The sequence below is a fragment of the Bacillus sp. EKM208B genome (genome assembly GCF_011800725.1).
In the GTDB taxonomy this organism is placed as follows: domain Bacteria; phylum Bacillota; class Bacilli; order Bacillales; family Bacillaceae; genus Bacillus; species Bacillus velezensis.
The window spans coordinates 164319-185775 of sequence record NZ_JAANHO010000005.1; the positions used below are offsets into that span (position 1 = coordinate 164319).

24 protein-coding genes are annotated in these 21457 nt (G+C 47.9%); 1 reads left to right on the forward strand and 23 read right to left on the reverse strand.

Going from position 1 to position 21457, the window contains the following annotated elements; translation table 11 throughout:
* Positions 1 to 2 precede the first annotated feature (2 nt).
* From panB to G9F75_RS11260, 8 genes are all read right to left on the reverse strand, one after another.
* Positions 3 to 836, reverse strand: a complete 834-nt coding sequence (gene panB / locus G9F75_RS11225; protein WP_007409480.1) for a 3-methyl-2-oxobutanoate hydroxymethyltransferase — start codon at positions 834 to 836, stop codon at positions 3 to 5.
* Positions 837 to 1080: 244 nt separating this feature from the next.
* The gene (locus G9F75_RS11230) at positions 1081 to 2058 is read right to left on the reverse strand and encodes a biotin--[acetyl-CoA-carboxylase] ligase (protein WP_053284890.1); all 978 of its coding nucleotides are present in this window, start codon (positions 2056 to 2058) and stop codon (positions 1081 to 1083) included.
* Entirely contained in the window at positions 2043 to 3233 is a 1191-nt protein-coding gene (locus tag G9F75_RS11235) for a CCA tRNA nucleotidyltransferase (RefSeq protein WP_014418242.1), read from the reverse strand. Before G9F75_RS11235 ends, G9F75_RS11230 begins: the two co-directional genes overlap by 16 nt.
* Positions 3234 to 3237: 4 nt before the next feature.
* Complete coding sequence (bshA, locus tag G9F75_RS11240) at positions 3238 to 4371, reverse strand: N-acetyl-alpha-D-glucosaminyl L-malate synthase BshA (RefSeq protein WP_015240093.1); 1134 nt, start codon at positions 4369 to 4371, stop codon at positions 3238 to 3240.
* Positions 4368 to 5081 (reverse strand): bacillithiol biosynthesis deacetylase BshB1, encoded by a 714-nt coding sequence (bshB1, locus tag G9F75_RS11245; protein ID WP_032873264.1) that lies wholly within the window; start codon positions 5079 to 5081, stop codon positions 4368 to 4370. Before bshB1 ends, bshA begins: the two co-directional genes overlap by 4 nt.
* The gene (gene mgsA, locus G9F75_RS11250; RefSeq protein WP_003153499.1) at positions 5074 to 5487 is read right to left on the reverse strand and encodes a methylglyoxal synthase; all 414 of its coding nucleotides are present in this window, start codon (positions 5485 to 5487) and stop codon (positions 5074 to 5076) included. The genes bshB1 and mgsA overlap by 8 nt, the downstream gene beginning before the upstream one ends.
* A gap of 23 nt (positions 5488 to 5510) precedes the next feature.
* Positions 5511 to 6314: a 4-hydroxy-tetrahydrodipicolinate reductase gene (gene dapB, locus G9F75_RS11255; RefSeq protein WP_003153497.1), complete on the reverse strand. Its 804-nt coding sequence runs from the start codon at positions 6312 to 6314 to the stop codon at positions 5511 to 5513.
* 8 nt (positions 6315 to 6322) lie between these two features.
* Positions 6323 to 6658 (reverse strand): nucleotide pyrophosphohydrolase, encoded by a 336-nt coding sequence (locus G9F75_RS11260; protein WP_003153495.1) that lies wholly within the window; start codon positions 6656 to 6658, stop codon positions 6323 to 6325.
* A gap of 142 nt (positions 6659 to 6800) precedes the next feature.
* Here G9F75_RS11260 and G9F75_RS11265 point away from each other — a divergent pair, with 142 nt between their 5' ends.
* The gene (locus G9F75_RS11265; RefSeq protein ID WP_003153493.1) at positions 6801 to 7673 is read left to right on the forward strand and encodes a YitT family protein; all 873 of its coding nucleotides are present in this window, start codon (positions 6801 to 6803) and stop codon (positions 7671 to 7673) included.
* A gap of 23 nt (positions 7674 to 7696) precedes the next feature.
* Here G9F75_RS11265 and G9F75_RS11270 read toward each other — a convergent pair whose 3' ends face one another.
* The 15 genes from G9F75_RS11270 to G9F75_RS11340 all read right to left on the reverse strand — a co-directional run bounded on the left by G9F75_RS11270 (position 7697) and on the right by G9F75_RS11340 (position 21455).
* Positions 7697 to 8872 carry an oxalate decarboxylase family bicupin gene (locus G9F75_RS11270; RefSeq protein ID WP_167409106.1) on the reverse strand — a complete coding sequence of 392 codons (1176 nt, stop codon included), beginning with the start codon at positions 8870 to 8872 and terminating at the stop codon, positions 7697 to 7699.
* Between the two features lie 29 nt (positions 8873 to 8901).
* A complete protein-coding gene (gene ypjB / locus G9F75_RS11275) occupies positions 8902 to 9684 on the reverse strand; it encodes a sporulation protein YpjB (protein WP_025649791.1) in 783 nt (260 codons plus the stop codon).
* A gap of 67 nt (positions 9685 to 9751) precedes the next feature.
* A complete protein-coding gene (lhaT, locus tag G9F75_RS11280; RefSeq protein WP_167409107.1) occupies positions 9752 to 10345 on the reverse strand; it encodes a lipoprotein heptaprenylglyceryl N-acetyltransferase LhaT in 594 nt (197 codons plus the stop codon).
* A 106-nt stretch (positions 10346 to 10451) separates the two neighbouring features.
* Positions 10452 to 11219 (reverse strand): menaquinol-cytochrome c reductase cytochrome b/c subunit, encoded by a 768-nt coding sequence (locus G9F75_RS11285; RefSeq protein WP_007409471.1) that lies wholly within the window; start codon positions 11217 to 11219, stop codon positions 10452 to 10454.
* Positions 11220 to 11250: 31 nt separating this feature from the next.
* Positions 11251 to 11925: a menaquinol-cytochrome c reductase cytochrome b subunit gene (qcrB, locus tag G9F75_RS11290; RefSeq protein WP_003153485.1), complete on the reverse strand. Its 675-nt coding sequence runs from the start codon at positions 11923 to 11925 to the stop codon at positions 11251 to 11253.
* A gap of 1 nt (position 11926) precedes the next feature.
* On the reverse strand, positions 11927 to 12430 hold the full coding sequence (locus tag G9F75_RS11295; protein ID WP_003153484.1) for a Rieske (2Fe-2S) protein: 504 nt from the start codon (positions 12428 to 12430) through the stop codon (positions 11927 to 11929).
* Between the two features lie 137 nt (positions 12431 to 12567).
* The gene (locus G9F75_RS11300) at positions 12568 to 13014 is read right to left on the reverse strand and encodes a YpiF family protein (RefSeq protein ID WP_160216903.1); all 447 of its coding nucleotides are present in this window, start codon (positions 13012 to 13014) and stop codon (positions 12568 to 12570) included.
* Between the two features lie 54 nt (positions 13015 to 13068).
* Positions 13069 to 13608: a ReoY family proteolytic degradation factor gene (locus G9F75_RS11305; protein WP_003153482.1), complete on the reverse strand. Its 540-nt coding sequence runs from the start codon at positions 13606 to 13608 to the stop codon at positions 13069 to 13071.
* A 73-nt stretch (positions 13609 to 13681) separates the two neighbouring features.
* The gene (locus G9F75_RS11310; RefSeq protein ID WP_085342147.1) at positions 13682 to 14953 is read right to left on the reverse strand and encodes a tetratricopeptide repeat protein; all 1272 of its coding nucleotides are present in this window, start codon (positions 14951 to 14953) and stop codon (positions 13682 to 13684) included.
* 316 nt (positions 14954 to 15269) lie between these two features.
* Positions 15270 to 16556: a 3-phosphoshikimate 1-carboxyvinyltransferase gene (aroA, locus tag G9F75_RS11315; protein ID WP_029973648.1), complete on the reverse strand. Its 1287-nt coding sequence runs from the start codon at positions 16554 to 16556 to the stop codon at positions 15270 to 15272.
* A gap of 11 nt (positions 16557 to 16567) precedes the next feature.
* Entirely contained in the window at positions 16568 to 17683 is a 1116-nt protein-coding gene (locus G9F75_RS11320) for a prephenate dehydrogenase (RefSeq protein WP_025284926.1), read from the reverse strand.
* Positions 17684 to 17734: 51 nt separating this feature from the next.
* On the reverse strand, positions 17735 to 18817 hold the full coding sequence (hisC, locus tag G9F75_RS11325; RefSeq protein WP_029973647.1) for a histidinol-phosphate transaminase: 1083 nt from the start codon (positions 18815 to 18817) through the stop codon (positions 17735 to 17737).
* 11 nt (positions 18818 to 18828) lie between these two features.
* On the reverse strand, positions 18829 to 19626 hold the full coding sequence (gene trpA, locus G9F75_RS11330) for a tryptophan synthase subunit alpha (protein WP_007612229.1): 798 nt from the start codon (positions 19624 to 19626) through the stop codon (positions 18829 to 18831).
* On the reverse strand, positions 19619 to 20821 hold the full coding sequence (gene trpB, locus G9F75_RS11335; RefSeq protein ID WP_014418255.1) for a tryptophan synthase subunit beta: 1203 nt from the start codon (positions 20819 to 20821) through the stop codon (positions 19619 to 19621). Before trpB ends, trpA begins: the two co-directional genes overlap by 8 nt.
* Entirely contained in the window at positions 20802 to 21455 is a 654-nt protein-coding gene (locus G9F75_RS11340) for a phosphoribosylanthranilate isomerase (RefSeq protein WP_095272875.1), read from the reverse strand. Before G9F75_RS11340 ends, trpB begins: the two co-directional genes overlap by 20 nt.
* Positions 21456 to 21457: the final 2 nt, after the last annotated feature.

The following is a 21457-nucleotide window of genomic DNA, read 5'->3' on the forward strand; positions in this document are numbered from 1 at the left end:
GCTTACTTTCCTCCGTACAAGCCTTGCAGCACAGTTTGGTTTATCTGAAAGGAATGCTTTTCTTCCGGGAAAACCCGTTCTTTCACATCACGGACATAATCACTGAGGGCCGACTCAATCGTGCCGTCGATTTTGGCGTATTGCTTCACGAACTTGGGTGTTCTGTCCACGCCGTGGCCGACGACGTCATGATAAACAAGGACTTGGCCGTCCGCTTTTGAACCGGCTCCGATTCCGATGACGGGAATGGATACTTCTTCTTTTATTTTAGCAGTCAGTTCAGCAGGCACGCATTCAAGCACGAGCATCATCGCTCCCGCCTGCTCGCATTTGATGCTGTCTTCAATGAGCTTTTTCGCGCTTTGCTCATCTTTTCCCTGCACTTTATATCCGCCTAATACGCCGACAGACTGCGGTGTAAGGCCTAAATGGCTGACGACGGGAATTCCGCCGAGAGTCAGCGCACGGATGGATTCGAAAACGCCGTCTCCGCCTTCCAGCTTTAACGCGTCCGCGCCGCTTTCCTGAATAATGGCCGCGGCGTTTTTCAATGTATCCTCTTTTGAAAGGTGGTAAGACATAAACGGCATGTCAGTTACGATAAACGTATTTTTCGCACCGCGTTTTACCGCTTTTGTATGGTGAATCATGTCACTGACCGTTACGCCGACTGTTGAATCGAGTCCGAGCACGACCATTCCGAGCGAATCCCCGACTAAAATCATGTCGACTCCCGCCTGTTCCGCAAGCTTTGCCTGCGGATAATCGTAAGCGGTGAGCATCACGATCGGCTCTCCGTTTTCCTTCATTTTCATGAAATCCAGTTTTGTTTTCATTCTGTTTCTCCTCCTCTAAACGGTGAGGAGATGAGCCGCCAATTCTTCGCAAGCAAAAAAGCCTTCTGTAAAATAAGAAGGATTCCCACTTGTTTAACGTTCGGCGAATGTCATCCCTCTGTCCCAGTCCTTTTTTGGATCAAGGCAGACTTTTCGTAATCTCTGTTCTGCTGATCAGGTGCAGTTCATTATGATACTGCCCATAGGAAGTATACCAAATTCACGAGGCTTGTACCAACTAAGATTAATTGAGCTCAATATCGGCAGAATAGATCTTCTTTATACCGGCTCTCGTTTCCAGGAGAAGAACTCCCTCATCATCAATGCCGAGCGATTTCCCGTAAAACGTTCCTTGCAGCGTTCTCGCTCTGAGCTCGTTCCCCAGTCCGACCGCATAGCTTTCCCATAACAGCTTGATCGGTGTAAAGCCGTGCTTCAAATAATCCTGATAGCGTTTTTCAAAAGTCAGCAAAATCTCTTGTATCAGACCCGCTCTGTCAATTTTTTCGCCGGCTTCCATGCTGAGGCTTGTCGCAATGTCCTGAAGCTCGCCGGGAAAATCGGTTTCCTGCTGGTTCACGTTGATGCCGATCCCAAGAATAACCGAACGGACACGGTCTTCTTCTGCCTGCAGCTCAGTTAAAATCCCGACGGCTTTTTTGCCGTGAATCATTAAATCATTCGGCCATTTAATGGCGGGCTGTACACCTGTAAAAGCCTCGATGGCCTGTACGACCGCAACGGCGGATAACAGGGTGAGCTGAGGCGTTTTTTGCAAAGGAACGTCGGGTCTCAGAATGAGGCTCATCCAAATCCCGTTTCCCTCCTGTGAATGCCACACTCTGGCCATTCTTCCTCTGCCTGCCGTTTGTTTATCGGCGACTACGAGCGTCCCTTCCGGCGCACCGTCATTGGCAAGTTCATGAGCGGTTTTTTGGGTGGACGGCAGGACGTCCCGGTAATGAAGCTGTTTGCCCAAAACCTCTGTTTTCAGCCCGAAACGGATTTCGGATTCACTGAGTTTCCCCGGTTTTTTAATGAGCCTGTACCCTTTTCGTCTGACCGCCTCAACCTCATAGCCCTCTTTGCGGAGCTCCTCTATATGTTTCCAAACGGCGGTTCTCGAGCAGCCGAGCGCGTCACTTATTTTCTGCCCGGAGATAAAGCCGTCACCCGCCTCAGAAAATAAATCAATTAATCGGGTTCTTAATGTTGATCCCATGATGCGAGCCACTCCTTTATGTCATGTTTTCGGTTAGGGAGCTTCCCTGCCAATACCGCTTCTTCAATCCGGCGAAGTTCTTCGGCCACCCATTTACCCGCGCGGCGGTTTCTGAGCTCCATCAGATCAGCGCCTGAAATGTCGAGGTCTCGAAGGCTTTTGATCGGCAGCTGCTCATACAGGCTCTGAACCTCTTTCAGCTTTTGTTCATCAATCGTCTTATGCTTTTTCAGCATCCCGATTTTAACGGCTGAAAACAGCGCCTCTCCCGCCCGGTACATCGCTTCCGCTTCCAGCTGCGCCGGATAAACGCTTATGATCTGCACCGCTTTTTTTATGACTTTTCCCGGCAGTTTCCATTGTTTTAAAAACGCCTCGGCGCTTTTCGGACAAAGACCGAGAAACAATAACAGCGCTGCCCAGCGTTCTTCGCGTGCATCTAAAGAAGAAAACGGAAATCCGCTTGCTTCAAGCATTTGCTGCTCATAACCGGAAAGGCCGGGCAGCTCTTGTATCAGACCTGTTTGCACCATCGTTTGAATCGCTTCTTGTGAGGAAGCGCCCTGCAGCAGCTTTTCAAACTCGACGGTCTTTCGTTCTACTGATACATGTGCCAAAAGCTCCCTGTCTTTTATGACGGCCTCTCTTGTTTCTTTTTCTAACAGAAAGCCGAGCTGACTCATAAAACGGACGGCTCTCATCATCCGCAGAGCGTCTTCCCGAAAACGGTCTTCAGGATTACCCACCGTACGGATCAGCTTTTGACCGATATCATGCGCGCCTCCGAAATAATCAAGCAGCTCTCCCTCGGCAGACATCGCCATCGCATTAATCGTTAAGTCTCTCCGCTTTAAGTCTTCTGATAAAGAAGTAATGAACCGCACAGCTTCAGGGCGCCGGTAGTCCTTATATTCTGATTCGGCACGAAAAGTGGTGACTTCATAGGTTTCATCTTCCCACAAGACGATGACGGTGCCGTGCTCTTTTCCTACATCGACAGTCCGCTTAAAGAGGCGCTCCACCTCATTCGGCGAAGCGCTGGTTGCGATGTCCACATCACCTATTTTTCGTTTCATATAGCTGTCTCTGACGGCTCCCCCGACAAAGTACGCCTGATGGCCCGCCTTCATCAGATGATGAAGGATGGGGAGGGCTTTGACAAATTCCTGTTCCATAAGATCACTCCGGTCCTGCCAATTCGTCATAAATCCGTTCATACTGACTGACGATTCTTTGCGAAGAAAAGGCGGTCTCCACCATTTTCAGCGCATGATCAGTCAATCGTTTGCTGAGCTGTTTATCTTCTAAAACGGCAAGCGCTTTTTCAGATGCCGCCTGAATATCTCCGACTTCCACCAGAAAACCGCTTACTTGATCTTTAATCACTTCCGGGATTCCGCCGATATTTGTTCCGATGCACGGCACGCCGCAGGCCATTGCTTCAAGGAGGACGAGTCCGAAACTTTCTTTTTCAGACAGAAGAAGCTTAAGGTCGCTGATGGAATACAGCTCTTCCACCCTGTCCTGATTTCCGAGGAGCAGCACTTGATCCTGCAGTCCGTATTTTTCGACAAGCTGCCAAGCGACGCACTTTTCCGGCCCGTCGCCGACAAGCAGGAGCTTCGCCTTTGTTTTGGCTGCGATATTACGGAAAACACGGATGACATCTTTAACACGTTTTACTTTTCTGAAGTTCGAAACATGGATGACGACCTTTTCATCCGGCAAAATGCCATGTTTCTCTTTTATACTCTCTGTATTTTTCTTAAGATAAACACGTTCATCAATAAAGTTGTAGATGGTCTCAATTTTTTTATCCGGCTTGATTAAGTCATATGTTTCTCCGGCAAGCGCGGTTGATACCGCCGTCACTCTGTCGGACGCTTCGATGGCAAAACGGATTAAATCCTTTAATGACGGATCATATCCTAAAACGGTGATGTCCGTACCGTGAAGCGTCGTCACGATGCCGATGTCGCGCTTGAGCATCTGCTTGGCGAGATAAGCGCATACCGCATGCGGCAGCGCATAATGCGCGTGAATGATATCAAGATTTTCCCTCGCGGCAACCTCGGCGATTTTGCTCGCCAGCGTAAGGTCATAAGGCGGATATTTAAATACCGCGTATTGGTTGACTTCCACCTCATGAAAATGAATATTCGGATGATATGTATTTAATCTGAACGGGATGCTTGATGTGATGAAATGAACCTGGTGCCCTTTTTCCGCAAGCAGCTTGCCGAGTTCCGTCGCAATAATACCCGAGCCTCCGACACTCGGGTAGCATGTAATCCCTATTTTTAATGGTCTCATTGTCCGCCCCCAAAAACATCATCATTCAAAACGGGAAGCTGTTTTGAAAAGAAGCCTTCGGCATACCCCGTCCCGGCTTCTTTGCCATACAGTCTTTCCCGTGCTTCCACCATTTCGATATAACCGTTGGTCAGCGGTGTATTCACTGACTGCGCTGTAGGAATAAACTGGCTTTCATAGGCGTGCAGGCTTTCTTTTTTCAAATCGATGGTTTCCGTTATGTCGATTACAAAGTCCGGACGGTGAAACCCGTTGATCATATAATAGTATACGCGCTGAGCCTTATGAGCCGGCAGTTCCTGGTGATCTCTGTATTTATGAATTCCCGCCGAGAACACCGCTTCTTCGACCAAAGCCGCCGCATTGCCGTGGTCAGGATGGCGGTCTTTCGGATAAGGCATGAAAACGGTTTTCGGCCGGCAGGCTCTGATGACACTGACAATCCGGCGGATGCCGTCCTCACTTTTCAAAAGCCCGCGGTCGGGAAGCGTAAGCTGGATTCTCTCTTTTACGCCGAGAATTCGGGCCGCCTTTGCCGCTTCTTCTTTTCTTATCCCTACCGTTCCGTTAGATGATAGTTCGGCCTCGGTCAAATCGCATATCACCGCGGTTTTTCCTTGAGCCGTAAATTTTGCGATCGTGCCGCCCATACCGATCTCGACATCATCACTATGGGCGCCGAACGCCAGAATATCAACGTGTTCAGACATTCGGTTCTCCTCCGCGCACAAGATTGCGGAAATCAAATGCCCCGCCATCCAGCGTCCGGACGAGGATTTCCGCTGTTCCCATATTTGTGGCGAGCGGGATCGCGTATACGTCACACAGCCGGATCAGCGCCGAGACATCCGGTTCGTGAGGCTGCGCAGTTAACGGATCGCGCAGAAAAATGACGAGATCCAGGGCATTTGCTGCAATCAATGCGCCGATTTGCTGATCTCCGCCGAGCGGGCCGGATTGAAAACGTTCAACAGACAATCCGGTCGCTTCCTGGATTTTCAGGCCCGTCGTACCTGTCGCGTATAACTCATGATGGCTCAGTATATCTTTATATGCGGTCGTAAACTGAACCATATCCTGCTTTTTTTTATCGTGAGCAATCAAAGCAATTTTCATTTGATGTTCTCCCCCTTGCCGATTCAGTCGATAATATTTTCGAGTCCGTATACAAGCTGGTCGATTTTCATCACTTGCTCCACTGACAGCTTCACTCCTGACATAAAGGAAGCCCGGTTATAGGAGTCATGGCGCAGTTTCAGCGTCTGGCCGTCCATGCCGAACATGACTTCCTGGTGGGCGATAAGGCCCGGCAGACGCACGCTGTGAAGGCGGATGCCGTTTAATTCAGCACCGCGGGCGCCCGGCAGAATTTCTTTTTCATCAGGATGGCCCTGCTGCTTTTCTGTACGGACGCTTGAGATCATTTCCGCTGTTTTCAGCGCCGTTCCGCTCGGGGCATCCAGCTTTTGATCATGATGAAGCTCAATGATTTCTACATCTTCAAAATAGTTGGCGGCCATTTGTGAGAACTTCATCATCAGCACCGCGCCCAATGCAAAGTTCGGAGCGATGATGGCGCCGATTCCTTTTTCTTCAGTTAAAGCTTGAAGCTCCTCTAAATCCGCTTCAGAAAATCCGGTCGTTCCCACAACGGGGCGGACGCCGTGTTCAAGAGCGGCTTTCGTATGTTTTTTGCCGATTTCAGGCGTTGTCAAATCGATCAGCACATCCGGTTTTGTTTCTTGGAAACATGCGCGGATATCCGTATAAATAAGAGCGTCTGAATCAGCTGACATCACTTCCCGCAATGTTTGCTGATCGTATGTATGGTCAATAGCGCCGACAAGCTCAAAATGAGGCGTGCGGACGGCAAGTTTTACGGCCTCCTGGCCCATTCTGCCTCTCGGTCCGGCAATGACGACTTTAATGGTTTCATTTGACATGGTTTCTCCTACTTTCCTTCTTCTTTTCTAGTCCAGCGGTCTTTATCACGTGTATTAAATTTATGCATGACGCGGTTATGAGCTTCCTCCAATGAAATATCAAGGGAGTTGGCGAGGCAGATCAGGACGAACAGCACATCGCCCATTTCCTCTTCCATGCTTTTCTCATTTTCCGTCGTTTTCTTCGGCTTTTCCCCATAATAATGGTTGACTTCTCTTGCAAGTTCGCCCAGTTCTTCCGTGAGACGGGCCATCATGGCAAGCGGGCTGAAATAGCCTTCTTTGAATTGGCCGATATATTCATCGACCTCAGCTTGTAAGTCTTTCATCGTTTTGTCACTCACTGTGCGAATACCTCCTGTCATCTCTTCCATGTTAGCTAATTCAAGTACATTTGACAAATGTTAAAAACGGCAGTTTGCTGTTTTCTTTTGTATCCACTATAATATTTACGCAATCTTATGGAAGGAAAAGGGGTTTGATGCAATGCTTGGAGAAATCAGAATCAAAAACATTTGCTTTATTTTAATCGGCGCCGCTGTTTTTTCATTCGGACTGGTTCACTTTAATATGCAGAACAATTTGGCGGAAGGCGGATTTACCGGCATTACGCTGCTTTTATATGCGTTATTCCACATCAGCCCTTCTATTTCCAACCTGGTATTGAACATTCCTATCTTTTTCATCGGCTGGCGTATGCTCGGCCGGACGATGTTTGTCTATACCCTGATCGGCACCGTCTCTCTTTCTGTTTTTCTGAGTGTTTTTCAGCGCTACGAAATTCATATGCCGCTGTCCCATGATTTAGCGCTGGCCGCCTTGTTCGCCGGTGTATTTATCGGCGCGGGTCTCGGCATTATTTTTAAATACGGCGGCACGACGGGCGGGGTCGATATCATCGCCAGGCTGATCAACAAATTTTTCGGAATCCCGATGGGCCGGACGATGTTTGCCTTTGACGCCTGTGTCATTCTTCTTTCTTTGTTTACGTATCTTTCTTACAAGGAAGCGATGTACACGCTTGTAGCCGTTTTTGTCGCTGCGAGATTGATTGATTTTATACAGGAAGGCGGCTATGCCGCAAAAGGGGCAACGATTATTTCTTCGAAAAACGATTTGATCCAGCAAAAAATCATTGAAGAGATGGAGCGCGGCGTCACCGTTTTGAAAGGACAGGGATCATATACAAAAGAAGACAGGGACGTTCTTTACTGCGTCGTTCCGAAAAACGAAATTGTGCTTTTGAAAAGCGTCATCACTTCCGTTGACCCGCACGCCTTTGTTGCAGTAAGCGACGTCCATGATGTGCTCGGCGAAGGATTTACGCTTGATGAAAATAAAAATCCGATCAGACGATAATAAAAAGGCGGCTTTTGCCGCCTTTACTGTTCGTGTTTCCATTTGACAACCGGTGATTTTTTCTTTTTCAATCGGCGGGCGAATGCCGGACTGACATTGAGCGTCTGCTCGACGAAGCGCTGCGGCGTCAGTGCCAGCCATTGGTTTAAAGAGACGTCTTCGAAACGGTCGCTTTTGAAGATTTCCAGAAAGCGAAGCACGGTGTCACCGGTATTCTGAACATAATGTCCCATTGCAAAAGGAACATATCCTACGTCACCCGCTTGATAGTTAAATGTCCGCGCTCTTCCTTCCGCCGCAAACACCGTCATTTTCGCTTCTCCTGAAAGATAATACTGCCACTCGTCCGTATTCGGATGCCAATGCAATTCTCTCATGCCCCCGGGTTCGACCTCCACAAGAGCTGCGGCAATCGTTTTTGACACCTTAAACGTTTTTGAATCGACAATCTTTACTCTTCCCCCGCTGGTAACAAGGGGCTCCTGCCGGGAAAGCTTGTAGCTGAACGGCTCCAAAACGGTGCCTTCCGGGGAAGAAACTGCTGCCTGCTCGATAGGTGGAGGAGGTTCCAACTGGAACATGTAACGCTCTTTCTTGTGAATATAAGCCAACTCATATCCGGGAACACCGAAGTTCGCCTCCAGCACGCTGCGCGGGGTATGGGCAAACCAGTCCGTTACTGAAAAGGTGCTGTTTTCTGAAAAAGAGCCGTCATCAAAGACGAGCAAAAACTCACTTCCCTGCTCTAATCCTTGAATGGAATGAGGAATGCCGGAAGGAAAATACCACAGATCCCCTTCACTGACATTATCAATAAAATTCCGCCCATTTTGATCGACCGCAGTTAAACGGACTCCTCCGTAAATCACATATCCCCATTCGGCTTCTTTATGCCAATGAAGCTCCCGCACAGCTCCCGGCTTCAGTCTCATGTTCACCGCCGCGATGTTTTTGGATACCGGCAGTTCCCTGACCGTCACCTCTCTGGACCATCCGCCGTCTTCAAGCCTCATATGCGTATCAGAAAATGAGAATTTCAAGTTTTGAACCGTTCCTGCATCCGTTGAAGGCGGAACGAGCATGTCAGGATTCTGGAAGTCACGCGCGAGGTTTCGCGGTCCTTCGTCAGTCGCCCCTTTTCTGCCTCTGATCGGCTGCGGGAGGTGTTTTGAAGCCAATTGCTGGATGAGTTTTTTCACTGGCTTAGCTCCTTTACAGCAATTTGTGTTTATTTAGACTTAGGATATTCACGCTTTTTCTCTTTCTTTTTTTCCGCTCTGTATTTTCGGTAGCCGACATATGTCAGCGCAGTAATAATGATACCGCCTGTTGTCAGAATGACCCAGAGCAGCGAAGGATCAGCGTCATCCCGCTCCACCTTGTCAAAAACCCGCTTTAAATCCTGCTGCAGGAGCGTCAGACGCTCAAGCTTTGTTCCTTTTGTCATCTGCTGAAACCCTTCCTGCTCAATTACCTCGATATGTTTCGCCACCGTATCAAGCTGGCCGGCCGACACATCCATTGTCAGGCTGGGATAAATTAAATCATATAATGATATAAATTCATTCCACTTTTCATTGAAATTTTCACTTCCGTTTCCGCTGACATCTTCTTTTAAGGCGCTGAATGTCGCCATAATCGGTCTTTCAAGCGAACCCCACAGCGGATCGGAGTGGTCTTCCATCGCATCCATTACCAACCTGAACTGGGCGGCTGCCCGGATTTTTTCGTTATCTGAGGCGTCTGCCTGTTTCAGAACGCGCACTAAATCATTGAAACCCAGAGTCACCTGCCTGACTTCGGCGCCGTTCAGTGAGTTTACGTGTGTCATTTTTTTCTTAAAGTAGCCAAGCACTTGCAGAGCCTCATCATACTGCGAATGCCGCGTCATTTGGAAAACGGTATCCGAAAGGTCGTTCAGTTCCTTGAGACCGCCCTCATCTTCAGCTTTGGCAGTTGTGATGAAACACATAAGAGCAAGTAAAAGACAGATCGTCAGCTTTCGTTTCATAGAGGTCCCTCCCACTCCTTCTCTTTACAGAATATGAGGAGCGGGACAAGGTTAGACCAAGATTCTATCAGTGTAAGTCAAGCTTTATCCGTCTTTTGGAAATCACCAAATAGTATGCAAGGCCGAGTGAAAATATGCTCAGCCAGAATGTAGCATAGCCGATCTCTTGCATATAGTCATTGAGCATTGAGTAGCGGGGCATCATGCCGAAAAGATAATCAATGACATCATTATGAAGCGTCCAAACAGCGGCAACGGCAAGATGCCATAACCGGAACCGAAAATACGGGCTGTATAAAACGCCTTGAACGGCCATGGCAAAATGTGAAGCAATCAGCATGTACCCTTCCCAAGGCATCTGCCCCATTTTGGCCAACACAAAGACATTCATTCCGACCGCCCACAGCCCGTATTTTACAAGGGTTACAAGAGCCAGCGCTTCAAACAGCGGCGCGTTTCTTCCCATGAGAAATGCCAGAAGCACGAACAGGAAGAAAAACGTCGCCGTCGGGCTGTCAGGCACAAATATCAGAAATCGGAACGGCGTGTCCGCAAGCTGAGGCACATACCAATAATAGCCGTACACCGTACCGATAAAATTAACGGCAAGAACAAGCAGAAGCATGCCGCGCAACCCTAAAAGATAAGAAATCCACCTCATACCATCAACTCTCAGTCCGTAAAAGTATGTATCATGCAAAAAAAGCTGACATCCGGTCAGCTCTTTTCATAAAAGTATATCCTGCTATTGTCTGCTTCACAATACGTTATTTCGCTGTCGTTTCAGAAATGAACTTCGCCAGCTGATCAAGCTGTTTGTCATTCCCTTTAAAAATACCGGCTGGCATCTGTCCTTTCCCTTTGACGGCGATTTTTTTAATTTCTTCCGGGCTCAGCCCGTTATCGACCAGGGACGGACCGGCGCTTCCGCCTTGAAGATTATCCCCGTGACAGGAAATACAGCCTTGTTCTTTAAATACCTTATAACCGTCTGATTCAGTATCAATGGCGGCTTCTTTTTTGATTTTCCCTTGCTCCTCCGCCTTCGCCCAGTCATGCGTCGCGACTGACTGCCACGTTAAAAAGACCGTAGCACAAAGCGCCAAAAGCATCATCCCGACCGCAACCGGACGCTTCCACGGCCTTCTTTCAGACCCCCTGTCGAGAAACGGAGCCAAAAGCAGCGACCCGAAGGCAAGACCCGGTATAATCATCGCGCCGATAACGGTGTAGCTCCCTGCGGCATATTCATATTTTAATAGCTGGTATAAAAATAGAAAATACCAATCCGGCAGCGGAATATACCCTGTATCCGTCGGGTCCGCCACCCGTTCTAAAGGCGGCTCGTGCACAATCGTTAAAACGAGAAATCCGACGAGGAAAACGGCCCCGACCATCCATTCTTTCAGCAGGAAGTTCGGCCAAAACGCCTCTGTCTTTCCAGGATACTCTGAATAGTCTTTCGGTATATTCGGTTTTTTTTCAGCCGGTATCCTTGAATCTCCTACAAACTTCATTCCTTTCCCCCGGTGCATGTCATCCCCTCCCTTTTATATCAGATTTGTATTAAAGCGGTCCTGAAATTCCCTGCTTGCGGATCATGACAAAGTGGGCGCCCATGAGCGCAAACAAAGCGGCAGGGAGAAAAAATACGTGAATCGCAAAAAATCTCGTCAGCGTTTGGGCGCCGACAATATCGTGGTGGCCGGCAAGAAGAGTTTTCACCTGCGCTCCGATCAATGGCGTCGCCTCCGCAATCTGAAGACCTACCTTTGTCGCAAACAGCGCCTTCATATCCCACGGAAGCAGATACCCTGTAAAACCGAGACCGAGCATCACAAAAAAGATCAGAACACCGACGATCCAGTTCAATTCCCGAGGCTTTTTATAAGCTCCCTGAAAGAAAACCCGCAGCGTATGTAAAAACATCATCACAATGACTAAACTTGCGCCCCAATGGTGCATACCCCTTACAATCTGCCCGAAAGCGACTTCATTCTGCAAATAATACACGGATTCCCACGCGTTTTTTATATCCGGCACATAATACATCGTTAAAAACATCCCGGACAGCACTTGGATAACGGTTACAAAAAACGTCAAACCGCCGAAACAATAGACAAAAGCCGAGAAATGGTGAGCGGGATTTACATGTTCCGGCACTTCATGGTCGGCGATATCCCGCCACATCGGCGTAATATCGAGGCGTTCATCCACCCAGTCATAAATTTTATTCAGCATGTCACCCTTCCCCCCTAGGCTTTGCTTTTCCAAGATACAAAAAGCCGTCCTTTACTTTTTGCTCATAACGGTCAAGAGGCGCGAGCGGCGGCGTGCCCGGAACGTTCGTGCCGTCTTTTTCATACAGCCCGTAATGGCAGGGACAAAAGAATTTGTTCGGATTTTTAGGATCATTGTTCCAGTTTACGGTGCAGCCCAAATGTTTACAGATCGGAGAAAGCGCTATAATTTCATCCCCGTGCTTGTAAACCCAGGCTGACCTGGATTCTTCCGATTCGTACCAGGCGTCGACTTGATGAATTTTAAAGTCAAACCGCTTCGGCTCCTTCGTCAGCTCATCCACACTGACAACCTGCACCATTTTTTGATCTCCCGTCGGTTTTAATACCGGGTCCAGCGCAAAACGGACCATGGGCATAAGCGCACTGGCGGCCATAAATCCCCCCACGCCGGTGAGCGCATAGTTTAAAAATTGTCTTCTTGATATATCTTGTTTTCCGCCCATCTCTTCCCCCCCTAAAGATTGACCAAAAATTAACTAAAATAGAAAATAATTCTGAGATTTGACACCCTCATAATATATGAATCTTTCAGCAAGGTCAACAGAGGCAAAACGGGTGTTTTGCGGGATGTATGGAGTTTTTAAGAATTGTTCCACTTCTGTAACAAAACGTTCAAAATTTCTCCGCACTTGTCATCCGCAATTTTTCTCTTTAAAGAGTCTTTCATATGTTCAAACGGAACGGCAGGTATGTATATGACATCAGACCCTATTTCAGAATCCTTCCATTTTTCGTCTGCCGTCAGGAACAAGGCGTTCCGGAAGTTGGTCATCACCTCTTCTTTGAGTTTTTGAAGCAGGGCGATTTGTGATTGGTCTATATCAACATATGTATAAGAGGGAAATAAATATACCCGTCCCTTCAATTGGCGCTCAAGCTCTTCAGAAAGCAATTGGGTGCTTTCCCCCTGTTCAACGGCCTCTTTTAAGCCTCCTGAAGATGTTATGGAAATTAACGGAATGACAGCGGTATCAATGTAATCCGCAGATTGTAAATAGGCATCGGCATCAGCGGCCCTCCATCTCATGTCTCGTTCCTCCTCTTTACGCAACAAGCCTTGCATACTCTGCAAGGCTGTCATTTATGTGAGCTGATTCAATTGGCGGGAAAGCTTTTCAAATGTTTCTTTGTCGTGGCGGTCCAGCGCCTCGTCGATATCTTTAAGCAGCTTTTCCCGCTGGAAAGTGGAAATGGCATGTTCTAATATTTTTTCGGCCATTCCCTGATCCTGTTTATTTTCAAACAGGTCTTTCGGCAGATGCGGATTTGATTCAAGAACAGCGGCATATTCCGGTGAGCTGTAGGCCGAACGGAAATTCAGCTGGATAAATAAATCCTGCTGTTTATTTAACCGGATGTCGTGAAAAGATTTTTCCGCGTCCGTAGTCATGACATTTTCTTTGTAAAACCTAAACGGCACCTCATCAACGCAATGAGTAGACATGATAATGCCTCGCGGGCAAAATTCGGCTTGTTCTACAAAATGGACTTTTTCCATTAATGAATCATGACTCATTAAATAATTTAAAATCCAGACGCACTCCCGGCGTTTAAGCTGATAATGATTTAAAAACCAACGGATAAAATCCTTTTTTTCATTGACAGAAACAGGGGTCTGCATGTAATTCCCTCCTCTATCGATCGTATAATCTGACATCACTTATACATTCAGCAAGCGTGGTCCAAAATCCTGCTTATCTTAAAAATTCATCCTCTATCCGTAAGATTGTTTCTTCAAGCTCTTCGTTTGTTCCATCCATTGAAAGCACTTGTTTTAAAAGCGGCAGCGCTTCTTTCTGGAGACCCTCTTCCAATAAGAAGTGAGCGTATTCATATAAGAAATCCCGATCATCCTGATAATGGAGATACGCAGCTTCGAAGCTTTTTTTCGCTTCAGCGTATTGCTCAAGGCCTGTATAGGCACCCGCCAAATACCAATTGTATTTCGGATCTTCTTCTCCGTAGCCGCGGACTTCCTGAATCAGATCAATAATCTCTTCAAAGCTTTCTTCTTTATGATAGACGGCTAAAAGCGTATGGAGCGCTTCCACGTAACCCGGATCGAGCGCCAGCGCTTCCTGAAGAAGCTTTTTGCCTTCCTCTTCGCTGCCGAGCTTTAACGCCATTTTCGCCGCATAGAGAAAAAGCTCTTTATTGTATTCATCGTAAGTAATACCTTCTTTAGCAGTTTTTAATGCATCTTCATACATGCCTTCTGCCTCGTAGCTTTTTGCAAGCGGCATATAAAGCGATGAATAGGAAGGGTCAAGCCCTTTTAAATCAGACAGCTGCTTGATGGCTGTTTTGACCATTCCCGCCTGATAGGCTGTGAACCCGTACCCGAAAATCGTATTCGGTTCTGTATGTTCTGCCGCCGCTTTTTCATACCATGAAATCGCTTCCTCAAATTCACCCGCCGCGCTCAATGACTCAGCCAGCCTCTGATGAACATTTACGCCGCCGATTTCGTGCCGTTCTTTTGCCGTCTCTTCATAGTACGGAACGGCTTTTGCGTATGACCCCTGAGTGAAGTATAATTCCCCCAGAGCGAAATCAATAACAGGTTCATCTTGTAACATCGCTTTCGCCTGTAACAGCTTTTGCTCACTTACTTCAAATAAGCCCTGCATCTGATACAGATCAGCCATTAAAAGAAGGCTTTCCGCGTAAGACGGGTCTTCCGGAGAAATCGTCTCCAGCACCTCAAGAGCTTTTTCTTCTTCATCAATATCTATTAACAATTCGGCGTAAAAATTCGTCAGCTCAGACTCATCCGGATAAAGGTCATGCAGATCACTGATCAGCGCTAACGCTTTTTCGGCGTTTCCCCATTCATAGTAGAGCTGGGCTGCAATGGCTTTGTCTTCGTCATGAAGCTGCGTTTCAGCTTTTGAAAGCGCTTTGAGTCCCTTTTCGGTTTCACCTGCTTCAACTAATTTTATGGCTTCTTGAATCAATGTATTCAAATCAGACCGGTCCTTTCTTTTCCTATACCTCATCAACCAATGAAAAGGGTTTTTATTCGGGTTATTCTTATCATAATTCAGACAGGGCCTGCCCGCAAATAAGATGCTTCACCCGGCATTATAGTTTATCAGAAAATAGTTAAGAGGAAAACGGCAAAAAAGGGGACGGCATCTTTATACGCAAACAGCACAATTTGTTCCGGCTGTTTCTGTAACGAAAACGCATTCCCCCTTTCTGTTATTTTCTGTTTAAGACAAGCTATGTCAAAGCCCAAGATTTTATGACACATGAAGAAAAAAGCCCGAAGAATCGTCTTCAGGCTTTTTTGGCTAATTGATCTAAATGCTCAAAAAATGACGGATATGAGACATGAATCGCCTCAGTATCACGGATGTCAATCGGCTCTTCTGTCAGGCATGAAGCGATACCGAGCATCATGCCGATGCGGTGGTCGCCGTGGCTTGACACATCGGCTCCGCCCGCAAGCGTTTTTTTGCCGTGTATTTTCATGCCGTCTTCAGTCGGTTCAATGTCTGCACCGATTTTCCGGAGCTCTGATACGACGGTGTCGATCCGGTTCGTTTCCTTCACCTTCAGCTCCGCAGCGTCTTTAATGACAGTTGTGCCTTCAGCCTGCGTTGCCAAAAGGGCGATAATCGGGATCTCGTCAATTAAACGGGGAATGATTTCTCCGCCGATTTCTGCCGCTTTCAGATCTGAAGACTCAATAACCAGGTCTCCGTAAGGCTCCGCGCTGTCCGCTTCTGAAGGAATCACTTCAAGTGAAGCCCCCATTTGCTTTAAGACATCAATCATTCCCGTGCGTGTCGGATTCAGGCCGACATTTTTCAGCACAATCCGGCTTCCGGGAACGACAGCACCTGCCGCGAGGAAAAAGGCTGCTGAAGAAATATCACCGGGCACGAAAATATCAGCCCCCCGAAGCTTCTGACCGCCCGTTACGGAAGCGCTCGTCTCCGTTTCCGCAAGCTCGGCGCCAAAAGCGTTCAGCATCCGTTCCGTATGGTCTCTTGATTTATGAGGCTCAGTGACGGTCGTCGTCCCTTCAGCCTGCAATCCGGCAAGCAGCACGGCGGATTTGATCTGCGCGCTTGCAACAGGGGAGACGTAATCAATGCCTTTCAATTGTCCGCCTCTTACGGATAAAGGCGTAAATCCTCCGTCCGCTCTTCCGTCAATCGCGGCTCCCATCTGTTTTAAAGGCTCCGTCACCCTCTTCATCGGGCGCTTTGCAATACTTTCGTCGCCCGCTACCGTACTGTGAAATGGGCGTCCGGCTAAAATGCCGAGCATCAGGCGGATGGTCGTGCCGGAATTTCCGACATCAAGAAGGCTGTCAGGCTCACAAAGTGCGTCAATGCCCTTCCCGTATATCGTTACATCACTTCCGTTTTGTTCAATGGAGACACCCATTTTTCTGAAGCAGGCAATGGTGCTCAGACAATCGGCTCCGGGCAAAAAGTTTTTTACCGTTGTCGTTCCTTCCGCAAGCGCTCCGAACATAACAGAACGGTGGGAGATGGATTTATCCCCCGGAATATGAATTTCACCGTTTAAAGACGTCACTTTTTCTCTTTTCAATGTTTTCCACCTCAGTCAGCGTAAAATGTGTCATATTTAGCGCGGGATTGAATGCAGGTTTCCGCCCGCTTCCTGTCATCATCAGTCTGGAAACTGATTCTGAGAATTCCGTTAATATCTTCTCTTGTTTCGATAATGCGGATGTTGGTGATACTGATTTTTTCTTCTGCCAATATCGCCGTAATTTCCGAAATGACCCCCGGATGATCGGGAACATCGACATAAAGGTCATAAAAGGACGGGATCGCTCCTTTTTGACGGAGCGGCAGACCGTCGCGATAATCTTTCGCTTTTTTAAAATATCCGAACAGGCTGTCCGCATCTTCATTTTCTACATAAGATTCGATCGTGTCAATCTCCCGTTTCCATTCTTTGAAGCGGTCAAGCAGTTTATCTTTGTTATGAAGAAGTATGTCCCTCCACATCGCCGGACTGCTTGAGGCGATCCTGGTGATGTCCCGAAAACCGCCGGCTGCGAAACGTTTCAAAAACGGATAATCTTCTTCAGCATGATGAGCCTGATGTACGAGGCTTGCAGCAACGATATGAGGGAAATGGCTGATGACGCTCGTTACGCCGTCATGCTCCTCGGGAGTCATCTCCACAAAGTGGGCGTTTGCCGCTTTCAAGAGTTCCTTCAGATGCGTTACTGACTCTTTAGAAGTTGATTTTCCGGGTGTTAAAATGTAAAACGCATTTTCGAATAAAAATTCTTTCGCGGCAGCGGCCCCGGATTTATGAGATCCCGCCATCGGATGGCCGCCGACAAATTGATAGTGAGCCGGAAGCACTTTGTCGGCGTAGCTGACGACTTTCTGTTTCGTGCTGCCGACATCCGTAATCAGGAGTTCATGGGTGATGTCTGATGCGGCCAGCACATCGAGCATTTTCAGCGTTTGGGCGACAGGCGTGGCGATAATGACAACAGACGCTTGCTGCGCCCCTTCCGTAAATGAGCCGGCCCGCTCGTCAATAATTCCGAGCTTCAGCGCGGCAGTGAGCTGTTCTTCCGAAATATCCACACCGATAATCCGTTTATGCGGATGCTCCTTTTTGATGGCCAATGCGATCGATCCGCCGATCAGCCCGATCCCCGCAAGCAATATAGTATCCTTCATTTCACTCATTTCCTTTTTCAACTATTTTAATAGAGCAAAGAGGTGATGCCTGATCACCTCTTATAATATTGCAGCTAAAATTGTGAGAATTTCCTCATTCTGCTCTTTCGTACCGACCGTAATCCTTAACGCTGTCGGAAATCCGAGCGCCTGTCCTGAGCGGACGATATATCCTTTTTCCAACAGGGCTTGGAACAGTTCATCCGCCGGGCGGTTAAAATCAATGAGCACAAAGTTGGTTTGTGAAGGATAACAAGTTAATCCGTGAGTTTCTGCAAAATCATAATACTGCTTAAGGCCTGCTTTATTTTTCTCGACGCATTCCTGAATAAATGTCTGGTCATCAAGCGCTGCCAGTGCCGAAGCCTGACCGATTCTGCTCGTATTGAACGGCTCTCTCGCCGGTTCAATCTGGCGGATCAGCGCTTCGTCCGCAATGCCGTATCCGACACGCAGCGCGGCAAGTCCGTACGCTTTAGAGAAGGTGCGGAGGATCATGACATTCGCATATTGCTTTAAAAGCGGAATGCTTTCTGGGTAATCTTCCGCCGTGACATACTCGTAGTACGCTTCATCAAGTACAACGAGTATATGCTCGGGAACTCTGTTTAAAAAGGCAATTAGCTCTTGCTCAGAAGTATATGTCCCCGTCGGATTATTGGGGTTGCATACCCATATGACTTTCGTCTTGCCGTCAATTGCTTCCAGCATCCGGTCCAAATCATGAGCGCCGTCACTGCGGAGCGGCACCTCGCGCACCTCAGCGCCTTCAATCACCGCATTGTGTCTGTATTGCGGGAAAGTCGGGGCGGCGGTAATCGTGTTTGCCTGATCATTTAATAAAGAACGGCAGATAATCTGCACAAGCTCATCAGAGCCGTTGCCAAAAATGATCGAAGATTCACTGACCTGCAGATGCTCACTGAGCCGCGTTCTCAAAGCGGCACTGTAACCGTCGGGATACAGCGCAAGCTGCTCAATCTCCTGATGCAGCGCATCTTTAACGGCCTGTGAACAGCCGAACGGATTTTCGTTAGAAGCGAGTTTTACTACTTTCTCAAGCCCGTATTCCATTTTCACTTCTTCTATTGGTTTGCCCGGCTGATACGGTTTCAGCTGCCGCAGCTGTTCTTTAATCTGCAAATCCAGTCACCTCATTTTACACTGTACAGTCGTCCGAACGTCTTTGCGTATTCTTCAAATTCAAGAAGCGCATCAGCTCTTGTGCCGGGATTCACAAGCTTTGTTTTAAGCTCTTCAACTTTTTTGACAAGCGCGCTGCCGACAACGACACCGTCAGATATTTCATTCATCCCGTCAACCTGTTTGCGGTTTGAAATGCCAAAACCGACCGCCACCGGAACAGAGCTGAATTCTTTCACCTTACGAATGAAAGAGTATACAGACGGATCGAATTCGCTGCGTACGCCCGTCACTCCTAAAGAGGATACACAATACACAAAGCCGCAGGCCTGTTCAGTAATTATTTTCAAACGGTCTTCACTTGTCGGCGCAACCAGTGAGATATAAGCGATGTTCTCCTTTTTGCATGTCATTTGCAAAAGGGCGCTTTCCTCTAATGGAAGGTCGGGTACAAGCAGACCGTCTATGTCGTTTTCCCGCAGTAAAGCGAAAAAGTATTCTTTTTCTAATTGTAACACAGGATTATAATACGTAAAGAGGATAATTGGAATATGAACGCCGTTTTTTTTCATTTTGCCGCCAAGTTCAATTGCTTTTACGATATTCATTCCGTTTTCCAGAGCCCGTTTTGAAGCCCGTTGTATGACGGGTCCGTCCGCGAGCGGATCTGTGTAAGGTACGCCTATTTCAAGGGCAGAAGCGCCTGCATTCTGCAATGATATTGCCAGCTCAACAGAAATGTCAGGAAGCGGATCGCCAGCTGTAATAAAAGGGATAAATAATTTTTCAGAATCTCGCAGATTAAACATGTGTCTCCACCCCGTTTTCCAAAACATTCATCAGCGTATGAACGTCTTTATCTCCTCTTCCCGATAAACTGACGAGAATGATTTTATCTTTATCCATGTCTTTTGCCATTTCAAACGCTTTTGCCAGGGCGTGGGCAGATTCAATAGCCGGAAGAATACCTTCTGTTTCAGAAAGCAGACGTAACGCGGCAATCGCTTCATCGTCTGTCACGCTTTCGTACGTTACACGGCCGCTTTTATGCAGATAGGCGTGCTCAGGGCCGATCCCCGGGTAATCAAGGCCTGCTGAAATGGAATACGGTTCGATAATCTGCCCGTATTCATCTTGTATTAAATAGGTCATTGAACCGTGAATCACCCCGAGCGTCCCTTTTGCGATCGTTGCCGCATGCAGCGGCGTATCAATTCCTTTTCCGGCCGCCTCGGCGCCGATCAGCTCAGTATCTTCGTCTAAAAAGGCCTGAAAAATGCCCATCGCATTGCTTCCGCCGCCGACACATGCAACAACCTTATCCGGGAGCGTTCCTTCAACCCGGCGGAGCTGTTCTTTCGCTTCCTCGCCGATGATTTTCTGGAATTCGCGAACGATATACGGATACGGGTGCGGCCCCACTACAGAACCGATAAGGTAGAAATGATCTTCACAATGCTGGACCCAATACCTGATTGCCTCATTCGTCGCATCTTTCAGCGTGCCGTTGCCGCTTGTGACCGGCACCACTTCCGCGCCGAGCAGTTTCATCCGGAATACGTTCAGCGACTGGCGTGCAACGTCTTCTTCACCCATAAAAACCGTACACTTAAAACCGAATTTTGCGGCGGCTGTCGCGGCAGCCACACCGTGCTGTCCCGCACCGGTTTCGGCGATGATTTTCGTTTTGCCCATCTTTTTGGCAAGCAGAATCTGGCCTAGCGCGTTGTTAATTTTATGAGAGCCGGTATGGTTTAAATCTTCTCTTTTCAGATAGATTTTCGCCCCTCCCAAATACTCCGACACCCTGTCTGCGAACGTTAATGCAGTCGGTCTTCCGGAGTAATCAAACAATAGTTTTTTATATTCGGCATGAAAAACGGGATCATTCTTTAATTCTGTGAAAGCCGTTTCGATTTCCTCAAGGGGCCGCATCAATGTTTCAGGGACAAATTTGCCGCCGAATTCGCCGTATCTTCCGATTTCATTTGGATATGGATACATAGTGGTTCATCCTTTCTTCTAAAAGCCGGATCAGTGTTTGATCCTTTTGTCCGTTTTTTTCAATTCCGCTGGCAAGATCTATACCGCACGGACGCGATCTCAGTAAGCCGGTAATCGTTTCAGGATTAACGCCGCCCGCGATAAAACAGCGCTTGTTTGCATTTTGAGCCTGCTTTCGGTACAAGGGGACACGGGCCCATGAAAACGCGATTCCCGTGCCGCCTCTCATTCCTTTTACTGAAGAATCAATGACATAGCCGTCGACAGCAGGTGCAAATTGAGCCATCTGACGGAGCGTCCCTTCCCCGTGATGGAGCGCTTTCCATATCTCCGAGCGCACAAGCGGACGGAGGCGGAGGGCATCCTCAGGCGATTCATCACCATGAAGCTGGATGACGTCAAGTGCCAGATCAGAGGCGATTTGCGCGATGTTTTCTATCGTTTCATTTACAAATACTCCGACATGTTTCTTGTCTGTCCGGACCTGCTCTTTCCATTTCCGGACCTCATCCGGCGTTACTCTCCGTTTGCTTGCAGCAAAAATAAATCCCAGATAATCCGCTTCTGAAGCTGCCGCAAGTTCATAATCACGCTTCGATCGTATTCCGCAGTACTTTAACTCAGGCTTTTTCATAT

Coding starts and splice junctions, on each gene's coding strand:
- panB (WP_007409480.1), bottom strand. CDS start 836: ATGAAAACAAAACTGGATTTCATGAAAATGAAGGAAAACGGAGAGCCG.
- G9F75_RS11230 (WP_053284890.1), bottom strand. CDS start 2,058: ATGGGATCAACATTAAGAACCCGATTAATTGATTTATTTTCTGAGGCG.
- G9F75_RS11235 (WP_014418242.1), bottom strand. CDS start 3,233: ATGGAACAGGAATTTGTCAAAGCCCTCCCCATCCTTCATCATCTGATG.
- bshA (WP_015240093.1), bottom strand. CDS start 4,371: ATGAGACCATTAAAAATAGGGATTACATGCTACCCGAGTGTCGGAGGC.
- bshB1 (WP_032873264.1), bottom strand. CDS start 5,081: ATGTCTGAACACGTTGATATTCTGGCGTTCGGCGCCCATAGTGATGAT.
- mgsA (WP_003153499.1), bottom strand. CDS start 5,487: ATGAAAATTGCTTTGATTGCTCACGATAAAAAAAAGCAGGATATGGTT.
- dapB (WP_003153497.1), bottom strand. CDS start 6,314: ATGTCAAATGAAACCATTAAAGTCGTCATTGCCGGACCGAGAGGCAGA.
- G9F75_RS11265 (WP_003153493.1), top strand. CDS start 6,801: ATGCTTGGAGAAATCAGAATCAAAAACATTTGCTTTATTTTAATCGGC.
- ypjB (WP_025649791.1), bottom strand. CDS start 9,684: ATGAAACGAAAGCTGACGATCTGTCTTTTACTTGCTCTTATGTGTTTC.
- lhaT (WP_167409107.1), bottom strand. CDS start 10,345: ATGAGGTGGATTTCTTATCTTTTAGGGTTGCGCGGCATGCTTCTGCTT.
- G9F75_RS11285 (WP_007409471.1), bottom strand. CDS start 11,219: ATGCACCGGGGGAAAGGAATGAAGTTTGTAGGAGATTCAAGGATACCG.
- qcrB (WP_003153485.1), bottom strand. CDS start 11,925: ATGCTGAATAAAATTTATGACTGGGTGGATGAACGCCTCGATATTACG.
- G9F75_RS11295 (WP_003153484.1), bottom strand. CDS start 12,430: ATGGGCGGAAAACAAGATATATCAAGAAGACAATTTTTAAACTATGCG.
- G9F75_RS11300 (WP_160216903.1), bottom strand. CDS start 13,014: ATGAGATGGAGGGCCGCTGATGCCGATGCCTATTTACAATCTGCGGAT.
- G9F75_RS11305 (WP_003153482.1), bottom strand. CDS start 13,608: ATGCAGACCCCTGTTTCTGTCAATGAAAAAAAGGATTTTATCCGTTGG.
- G9F75_RS11320 (WP_025284926.1), bottom strand. CDS start 17,683: ATGAGTGAAATGAAGGATACTATATTGCTTGCGGGGATCGGGCTGATC.
- trpA (WP_007612229.1), bottom strand. CDS start 19,626: ATGTTTAATCTGCGAGATTCTGAAAAATTATTTATCCCTTTTATTACA.
- trpB (WP_014418255.1), bottom strand. CDS start 20,821: ATGTATCCATATCCAAATGAAATCGGAAGATACGGCGAATTCGGCGGC.
- G9F75_RS11340 (WP_095272875.1), bottom strand. CDS start 21,455: ATGAAAAAGCCTGAGTTAAAGTACTGCGGAATACGATCGAAGCGTGAT.